This window comes from Skermanella sp. (assembly GCF_059503625.1).
The window spans coordinates 1-8,020 of the sequence record NZ_JCACHA010000871.1; the positions used below are offsets into that span (position 1 = coordinate 1).

General features: G+C 64.1%; 7 protein-coding genes. 3 read left to right on the top strand and 4 right to left on the bottom strand.

Annotated elements, in window-relative coordinates; all coding sequences use genetic code 11:
• Positions 1 to 172: 172 nt before the first annotated feature.
• Entirely contained in the window at positions 173 to 541 is a 369-nt protein-coding gene (locus AC5JJ6_RS31690) for an LpxD N-terminal domain-containing protein (protein ID WP_496045867.1), read from the bottom strand.
• Between the two features lie 479 nt (positions 542 to 1,020).
• On the opposite strand from AC5JJ6_RS31690, the gene AC5JJ6_RS31695 reads away from it, so the two are divergent.
• Positions 1,021 to 3,204, top strand: a complete 2,184-nt coding sequence (locus tag AC5JJ6_RS31695) for a Calx-beta domain-containing protein (protein WP_496045868.1) — start codon at positions 1,021 to 1,023, stop codon at positions 3,202 to 3,204.
• A 41-nt stretch (positions 3,205 to 3,245) separates the two neighbouring features.
• Here the strand turns inward: AC5JJ6_RS31695 and AC5JJ6_RS31700 are convergent, their stop codons facing one another.
• Positions 3,246 to 3,503 (bottom strand): hypothetical protein, encoded by a 258-nt coding sequence (locus tag AC5JJ6_RS31700; RefSeq protein ID WP_496045869.1) that lies wholly within the window; start codon positions 3,501 to 3,503, stop codon positions 3,246 to 3,248.
• A 1,932-nt stretch (positions 3,504 to 5,435) separates the two neighbouring features.
• Here AC5JJ6_RS31700 and AC5JJ6_RS31705 point away from each other — a divergent pair.
• Complete coding sequence (locus AC5JJ6_RS31705) at positions 5,436 to 5,639, top strand: cold-shock protein (RefSeq protein ID WP_496045870.1); 204 nt, start codon at positions 5,436 to 5,438, stop codon at positions 5,637 to 5,639.
• Between the two features lie 234 nt (positions 5,640 to 5,873).
• Here AC5JJ6_RS31705 and AC5JJ6_RS31710 read toward each other — a convergent pair whose 3' ends face one another.
• Entirely contained in the window at positions 5,874 to 6,392 is a 519-nt protein-coding gene (locus AC5JJ6_RS31710) for a histidine kinase dimerization/phosphoacceptor domain -containing protein (RefSeq protein ID WP_496045871.1), read from the bottom strand.
• Between the two features lie 685 nt (positions 6,393 to 7,077).
• Positions 7,078 to 7,230: a hypothetical protein gene (locus AC5JJ6_RS31715; protein ID WP_496045872.1), complete on the bottom strand. Its 153-nt coding sequence runs from the start codon at positions 7,228 to 7,230 to the stop codon at positions 7,078 to 7,080.
• 30 nt (positions 7,231 to 7,260) lie between these two features.
• Between AC5JJ6_RS31715 and AC5JJ6_RS31720 the strand changes: the two genes are divergently transcribed.
• Positions 7,261 to 7,530, top strand: coding sequence for a YMGG-like glycine zipper-containing protein (locus tag AC5JJ6_RS31720; RefSeq protein WP_496045873.1), 270 nt, complete (start codon positions 7,261 to 7,263; stop codon positions 7,528 to 7,530).
• Positions 7,531 to 8,020 lie beyond the last annotated feature (490 nt).

The following is an 8,020-nucleotide window of genomic DNA, read 5'->3' on the forward strand; positions in this document are numbered from 1 at the left end:
CTCCAACCCCAGCAGCGTCAGCCCCGAGATGCAGTTACCCGGACGCGCTCCTAGTAGAAGCGAAGCCGAACCCCTCCTGCCCAATGCGCGCACCTGGGTAGATATAGACCCGAGCGCCCAGCATGGCGTGGCTCAGGCTGGCGTGCGGGCTGATGCGGCAGCGGGCACCGACCTACGCCCCAGCATCGACGGAGGCGGTCGGATGAACGCCCGGGCGTATGGGCGGTGCTGGGTAAAACAGAGCGGCGACCCGCGCCCACCCCGCATAGGGCTCCGTCGTGATGATCGGCACAGTGCTGGAAGGCACCCGCGCCAGCATGTCGGGATGCACGACCACCGCGCCCGCCGAAGTGGTTTCGAGGAGTGAGGCATAACGCCGATTGTGGAAAAAGCTCACCTCGGAGGGTCCGGCCGCATGTCGCGGGGCGACGCCGGTCAGCAGGAGGGTGGCTTCGGCTGCCGTGCCACCCACGGCTTTGGCCCCCGCAGCGAGCGCGTGCGGCCCGCTCTGCGCAAAGGAGCGCGCATCACCAATCGCCATCCCGGCCATTTCCCCCCGTCATTGGTAAGTGAGATACCCCGCTCCCGCGCTCTTGGCACCGCGACGTTGCACCCGGAATGGTTCCTCCTATTTGGACAGGTTTCCTGGCAGGTTCCGGCAATAGGGTGACGGGAGGGACGTGCCGCCATGCTCAGCGACGCCGACACGCGCAAGCAGTACCCGGCTGTGCGTTCGCCCGCCTGCATCCCGTCGTCGAAGGCGCAATACGGGAGCGAGTTTATCAAGCTGCCGCCAGCCCTCACCTCTAACCCAACCTCTACACACTTATTCACTGGGCTTATTCCACTACCAGCGAAGAAATGTGAGTCGGGAGCCGCAAATCCCCATCTAAAAACATGATCATGTGCAAGAATTCTTGACGGTGGCATCGCATTCTCGGAAGACCATCACAGGACGGAGAGCTATTCCTTCGCGTGATGGTCAGGAGAGAGTTCGGTATGCCACCAGAAAATTTGGCCATGCAGGCCCGCGTATCCGCCATGGCGTTTGGCCAGAAGGGTCACGGCCAAGGTCAGATCAAGAAGGTCGCAGACAGCGACGTGCGGATGATGAGCCTCGCCGTGGCCGATGCCTCGGCCTCGATCGAGGACAACAAGACCCTCAATCCAGACAGCTTCACCGAGGTCTGGCGGGAGGACTTCACCAGCGGCTTCGGCAAGGTGAACCGCGTTTGGGGCGACGTGAAGCTCGTGAATGGCACGGCCGTGCTGACCAGCACCGATCCCACTCCAGCCACGCATGACGCCACTGATTGGCAGCCTGCCGGCATGATGGTGCCCCCGGTCGGCGCCTCCGCGGGCAATGGCTACGGCCTCTATACGCTTCGCGCCTGGACCGATTTCGGTGAAGGACCGGGACCCTTCGCCGCGCTCTGGCCCTCGACCGACAAGTGGCCCGGCCCAGAGATCGACATCTTGGAGAAGAAATCGAAGGGCGATACCGACGGCTACTCGACCGTCCATCGCAAGATCGAGGACGGCACGGCATCCGGCAGAGACGGCTACGATATCTACGAGTGGCTGCCCGGTACCTCAGTCGCCATGAGCCAGCCTCATGTGTACGCGATGGAGTGGACGGCTACGTCCCTGACCCTGTTCATCGACAACAAGCAGGTCTTCTCGACGACCAAGAACGTCCCGAAGAGCTTCGCCGATGGCGGCCAGAACTCGGCCTTCGGCGTCGGCATGCAACCCGCCTGGGCGTGGCAGAACCAGAACGGCAACACCAACGTCATCCATGTCGATTGGATGAGCTATTCCGCGCCAGTCGTGGTCGAGCCGCCGCCTCCGCCCCCACCGACGCCGCCGAACATGACGGTGAGTGACGCGAGTGTCGCCGAAGCTGGCGGGCTGGTCTTCACCGTCACGCTGAGCGCGGTCAGCAGCACGGACATCACGGTCAACTATGCCACCGCGGATGGCACGGCTGGTTCGGGCAGCGACTACACGGCGGCCTCTGGGACGCTCACCATCGCGGCTGGGCAGACCAGCGGCACCGTCACCGTGGCGACCACGGATGATAGCACGGTGGAGCAGGATGAGACCGTGCTGCTCAACCTCAGCGGCGCGACTGGGGCAAACATCACCGACGCCCAGGCCACCGGCACCATCACCAATAACGATGTCGCACCGGTCGTCCCTGCCATCAGCGTCGGCGACGCCACCCTCAGCGAGGGCGGGGGTTCAATGCGCTTCAACGTCTCGCTGAGCGCGGCCACCTCCGTGCCCGTGACGGTCAACTATGGAACGGCGGGGGACACCGCGACCTTGGGGACCGACTTCACTGCGAAATCCGGGACGCTGACCTTCGCCCCGGGCGTCGTCAGCCAGCCCGTCGATGTGGCGATCACCAACGACACGTTGGTGGAGCCGAACGAGACGCTGTTCGTCAACCTGTCGGGCGCCAGCAACGCCACGATTGCGGATGCGCAGGGTGTCGGCACGATCACCAACGACGACACCGCACCGGCTCCCACCCCCGGCCTGAGCGTGTCGGACGCCAGCGTGAACGAGGGCGGCATCCTCAACTTCGTTGTCTCGCTCAGTTCGGCCGCCGCCAGCACGGTGACGGTCAACTACGGCACGGTGGCGGGCACGGCCTCGGCCGCGGGAGCCGATTACACGGCCAAGAGCGGCGCGCTGAGCTTTACCGCAGGCGAGTTGAGCAAGACCGTTACCGTGCAGACCACGGATGACCGGACGGTTGAGGCCAATGAGACCATGACCCTGCGGCTCACCTCCCCGGTGGTCGGTGCCACGCTGACGGATGCCAATGGTGTGGGGACGATCCTCAACAACGACACCGTTGCCGGCCGGACCATCAACGGCACGACGAGCAACAACACGCTGACGGGTGGTGCCGGCGACGATACCATCACGGGTGGCCGCGGCAACGACACCATGACGGGTGCCGGCGGGGCGGATGATTTCGTGTTCTCGCGCTTTGACGGCTTCGATCGCATCCGGGACTTCGCCACGGGGGTGGATGACATCGTGTTGCGGTCGATCGCCCCCTCGACGGTACGGGCCGTCTCCACCTCCAGTGGCGTCGATCTCCGCTACGGTCCAAGCGGCGACCATGTGCTGCTGGAGGGCGTCCAGGCGGCGAACTTTTCGATCACCAACGACGTGATCTTCGCCTAGGTGGCGCGTAGATGGGCAGCCAGGGGATTGTTCCCTGGCTGCTAAACGGTCTTGCGGATTACGCCATCGACGCCGTTGATGACCTTCTCGCCCTTGCCCGATCCCGGGAAGACGGCGCCCATCTTCTTCCAGAAGCCCACGGCCATTTTTTGAATGTCATAGAGGTGGAAATTGCCCTCGGCGGTCGCCACGAGAGACTTCACCACTGCGGTGCCGAGGCCTGACTTGTGGTTCTTGGCGTTGAGCTCGATATCCGCCATGCCGTGAATCTCACCCGAGACGGCCAGGAACAGGTCCACTTAGCCAACCATGGCGGCCTTGCTGTCCTGCGTCTCCCGTTAAATCTCCGTATCGAAGATGATGAAGCGGCAGCGGGGCACAGGCCTCTACCTCGTCGCAGACGAACCGCGCCTCTTAGTCGCGCTGCATCGGGTCGGCGGCGGACTGTGGGTGCTTGAACAATGCGCCGCGTCAAAGAATGAGGCTCCGCCAGAGGGTGCCCAGGCGGCTCTCCTGAGAAGCCTTGCTGCGAACGGGGTCGAGGTGTTGACCACCCATCCGCAGACCGCCCTGGCGCGGCTGTATGGCAGGCCGGCGTCACCGCGAACTTCCTGCTGATGACCTGAACGGCGCGGCGGATGACGACGGGGATGAAGGCGAGGAGATTGCAGCCTAGGGGAGGCTAAAGCAGGTCGGACGGGTGCGTCCGACGCGCTTATCGGGTCGGGCTAACTCTGAGCGGGTCGGCCACGAACTCGGCGCCACATGCGTCCGATCCATCGCGCAGCGTGCTCAAGCCAGACCTTGAGCCACGGTATGTCGTCGCTCATGAGCGCTAACCCGAGCGGCAACATCCATAGCCCGAGGACTGGAAGGATGGAGAGAGTACCCCCCAGGATGAGGAAGGCAGATACGAGCAGCCGCACCGCTTTCCGCGGAGGGTACCGCAACCACTTCACGCCGGCCTGAACTTGCCTCGGCAATTTGTTCAGAAGGTGCGCAACCCTGGCGTCCCAAGCCTGTACCAACACTGTATCCATGGCATGGAAACGCACCAGGGAGTCTTCTGGCTGCATCGAGGTTATCGGCGACGCATTCATGTTGGCGTCCTGCTGCGGGCTAACATGAAGCTCTGGCGAACAGATGGCAGGACACCTTCCTGATCATGCGGAGGCGGTCAGTCGCCGACTGCCTGCCGTATTGATGGACGGCATGCCGACTGATAGCGGCAAGGTGCCGTGGTGCCACGGGCGAGCGGCCTTCCAAGATAGCTCACCATGAATGACAAGCGTCTGCTCAGCCAGCGCCTCGGGAATGGCCGCTGCCTAGACCAACGGTGATCCAAGTGAGAGATGGGAGGCCGTCGTCTCCAAGCAGACGGCGCGTCAACCTCGACCTACTCGGGCAGAGGCACTCAGACATCGCTGAGACGGTGGCGGAAGTGAGGGAGCAGACCTGTGTGCGCTTGAAGCGAGCGCAACACCCGCGCATCTTTGCGTCGATTGGAGCGTTGCGGAGTTTGGGTAGCCGCAAATGCCGCCCGCCCCCTGAAAGCGAGTTCCTTGCCATGTTGAGAATTCTCTCCGAACTGGCCGTGCTGCGTCAGATTATCCGGCTGTTCCGGAGGCGTTAGACGGCCCGGCCTCCATGATCTGGCACTCGGCCCAGGTGGAGTTGACCCTGCCGCAGTACAGCCCCTCCACCGTCGAGCCGAAGTGGATGGAGGCGATCCCGTACCCGTGACGGACGACGCTCATCACCATCCAAAGGTCGGCCCGGCTGCCCCCGACACACAGACAGCAGAGTCGCGCTAGGTTCTGTTGCCCTGGCCCCAACCGGCGGTTTCGCAGCCCCGTTCGCCGTCGCGGGGGTCGCTCAGGGTGTAGCAACACACACTATCCAATACTGGGGAGCAGGGCCGCAGTCTTGGGACGATGGCTCGGAGCGGCAGCGGCAATGGCGGGAGTGGCGCCAGCAGCGGGATGAGGCGCGGATCGCCGAGGCGGCGCGCCGCGAGGCGTGGCGCATTGAACAGAAGCGCGAGCAGCGCCGGGCATGGCGGCACGCGCAGCGCGAGCAGCGGTACGGCGGATATGGTGCTGGCTACGACTATCAGCGCGGCTGGTGACCGTCGGCCCCGCCGTTAGGTAAAGGTCGGAACAAGTGAATAGCCGCTTTGCTCCGCCCAGCGGTTTGGGCCATCCTTCTCTGAAGATAATGGAGAACATCACATGGCAACGGGCAGCGTGAAGTGGTTCAACGCCAGCAAAGGGTTTGGCTTCATTCAGCCTGACGATGGCGGCAAGGACGTGTTCGTGCATATCACGGCCGTGCAGGCTGCGGGATTGCAGGGCCTCAATGACGGCCAGAAGGTGAGCTACGAGGTCGTGCGGGAGCGCGGCAAGGAGGCGGCGGCGAACCTCAGACCGGCATGAGACAGGGTGCATCGGTCCGCGATCTAGGCTGTTGGACTACGCCGGGGCCGAAGTCTCCGCGCGATTAAAGCGCGCTGGGGAGTGATCCAGTCGGCCCTGCCTGCCGAGGCAAGGTTCGGCGAGGTGTGCGGGTCGTCACACCGCCAGCGGGACGCGGACAGTGATGCTGATACCCCGCTCCGGCGTCCCCTGCTCAACGTCGCCCCCAGTTGCCGGGCGAGGTGGCGGAGAAGTTCAAGCCCCTCGGCCCTCACCGGCCCGCCGTGTCGTTATCGTGGTAGAATCGACGCTCCTGCCCTCGTGAGAGACGGTGAGCGTCGCTTCCGCGCCAACCTCGTCCGTGCGAAGTTCGACGCGCATCACACTCACCTCGCCCTCTGGGTAGGCATGCTTGGCAGCGTTGGTGACGAGTTCATCGACCACCAAGCCTGCCGCGACTGTCTTGTCGAAGGGCGGGGTGCAGCTTTCGAGATTGACCTCGAACACCACCCGACGCCTGAGGCTCCGATCGAGGCTGCCCAGGAGCGCATGCAGGTAACCCGCGAGATCGGTACCAGTCCCGTCTCCGTTGCCTTTACCTTCGACGCTCGACAGCCTGTCTTGCGCGAGCGCCACGGCGGTGACCCGCTGCGCCAGCCGCTCGGCGGCACGAGTGTCATGTTCCGCGGTCGCGGTGCGGCGTTCCTGCGCGAGCAAGGCCGCCACAAGGGCGAGGTTGTTCTTGGTCTGGTGGTGCAACCCGCGTAGCAGCATCCCCCTACGCTCGGCCCGCACCACATCTCGGCGGCGGTAGCCTCAGCCTGCGCCACAGCAGCGCGACGCTGCAACGCGCCCGCGACAAGGACGCACTTGCCTAACTGCGGGGGCAGAACCGGTCACCTGCTGCCCGCCATCCCATCATGTCGGTAACCCAGTCCTCGGTGTCGCCCAGGAGCCCGCTGAACTGGGTTCGGGACGGGTCATAGAGTTCCACCCGCTCCATAACCAAGTCATAGAGAGAATGCTGCTGCGGTTGCGTAGCAGCGCCGAGCCTGTCAGCCAGCATGTCGAACCATGCCTCGTGGCGCCGGGGGTGAGGAAAGCATCCATATCGCCCCCATGATTCGGCGAACTCTGCCTCAATCGCGGTGCGCCACCTCAAGCGAACCGGCTCCTCCCTCGCCTGTAACTCTCGCGCTGTGAGAACAGGCGGCACTGGAACCGAATGACGCTGGTCGGGTCCAGGCTGGAAGGGAACGGGCGGTGGAAGCTGCCCCTGGTATATCGCCGGGGGCGGTGACCAAGGCTGGGCCGGGTATGGCTGGCCGCGTGGTTGGGCAGCGGGGGGACCAGCGATGGGCGGTAGTGTCTCGGTGGTCTGTGACCACGCCTGGGTACCAAGAAGGGCCACAAGAACGACCATAGGAAACCGTGTTTGCATGGCGCACACCTCTGTGGATCAACGCAGGTGCCGGGCCGCAGTCGCGGTGTTGATCAGGATGGAGCCGAGCGCGTGTAGCCGCCGGACATAAGCAGTCATGGAAGTCAGTTCGACGAAGTGCAGCAATGTGAAAGCTAAGGCTGAGGCTTCTTCCAGGCTGCCGCGTTCCATTCACGCGTCCACACCGGAGACATAACCATGATGCGTAATTTCACGACTGCGTTGCTCGTTGGGTTGGTTTCATTCAGCTTGACGGCGTGCGGCACAAGTCCCGGCGGACGCGCGGTCTCTGGGGGTCTGCTTGGAGCAGGAGCGGGTGCTGGCGTGAGCGCCTTGACGGGTGGCAGCGCTGGAACTGGTGCGCTTATTGGTGGCGGTGTGGGTGCCGCAGGCGGTGCTCTGACAGCACCCAGCCGCAGCAGCTACGGCAGCGGTGGATACTCAAGCGGCCGTGGGTATCGCGGTTACTGATCACAAACGCAGTTCAGCCTCGGCGGTGGTCTCGGCTGGTCCGTCCTCATTGATGACAGACTGAGGGTGGATGGGCGACGAAAGCTGTTAGGTGCAGGCTGGGGCGCGTGCGCGGTAATGGGTGGAACAGGGCAGCGACCAGCGGCGGGGCCTCTGGGTGCTGCCCGAGGTGGAGCGTGTTCCGCGTTGGATTTGGCGCCCAACATCGTCGCCGCGGCAAATGCTGGCAGAAAGGTGCCTCGATGAGGGCGGAGCAGCCCACGTCCGCGGAGCGGGAAGTCCGCCGATCCGCCGAGGAGATCGGTCAAGAACTTGCAGACCTGCGGGCGGCGGTGTGGGACTTGATCGATGGCCTTGATGCCATTGGGCCTCATGGAGCTTGAGGCTGGATTTGGTGACGAAGGCCCAGTAATCCGCCTCTGGCTTATTGAACCACCCCGTGTTTGCCGGAGGCTCCAAGTGTTGAGAGGATGGGGCTATGACCAAGAAG

Excerpts from the sequence above, each read along its gene's own strand:
- AC5JJ6_RS31690 (WP_496045867.1), bottom strand. The coding sequence starts at position 541 with ATGGCGATTGGTGATGCGCGCTCCTTTGCGCAGAGCGGGCCGCACGCG.
- AC5JJ6_RS31695 (WP_496045868.1), top strand. The coding sequence starts at position 1,021 with ATGCAGGCCCGCGTATCCGCCATGGCGTTTGGCCAGAAGGGTCACGGC.
- AC5JJ6_RS31705 (WP_496045870.1), top strand. The coding sequence starts at position 5,436 with ATGGCAACGGGCAGCGTGAAGTGGTTCAACGCCAGCAAAGGGTTTGGC.
- AC5JJ6_RS31710 (WP_496045871.1), bottom strand. The coding sequence starts at position 6,392 with ATGCTGCTACGCGGGTTGCACCACCAGACCAAGAACAACCTCGCCCTT.
- AC5JJ6_RS31715 (WP_496045872.1), bottom strand. The coding sequence starts at position 7,230 with ATGGAACGCGGCAGCCTGGAAGAAGCCTCAGCCTTAGCTTTCACATTG.
- AC5JJ6_RS31720 (WP_496045873.1), top strand. The coding sequence starts at position 7,261 with ATGCGTAATTTCACGACTGCGTTGCTCGTTGGGTTGGTTTCATTCAGC.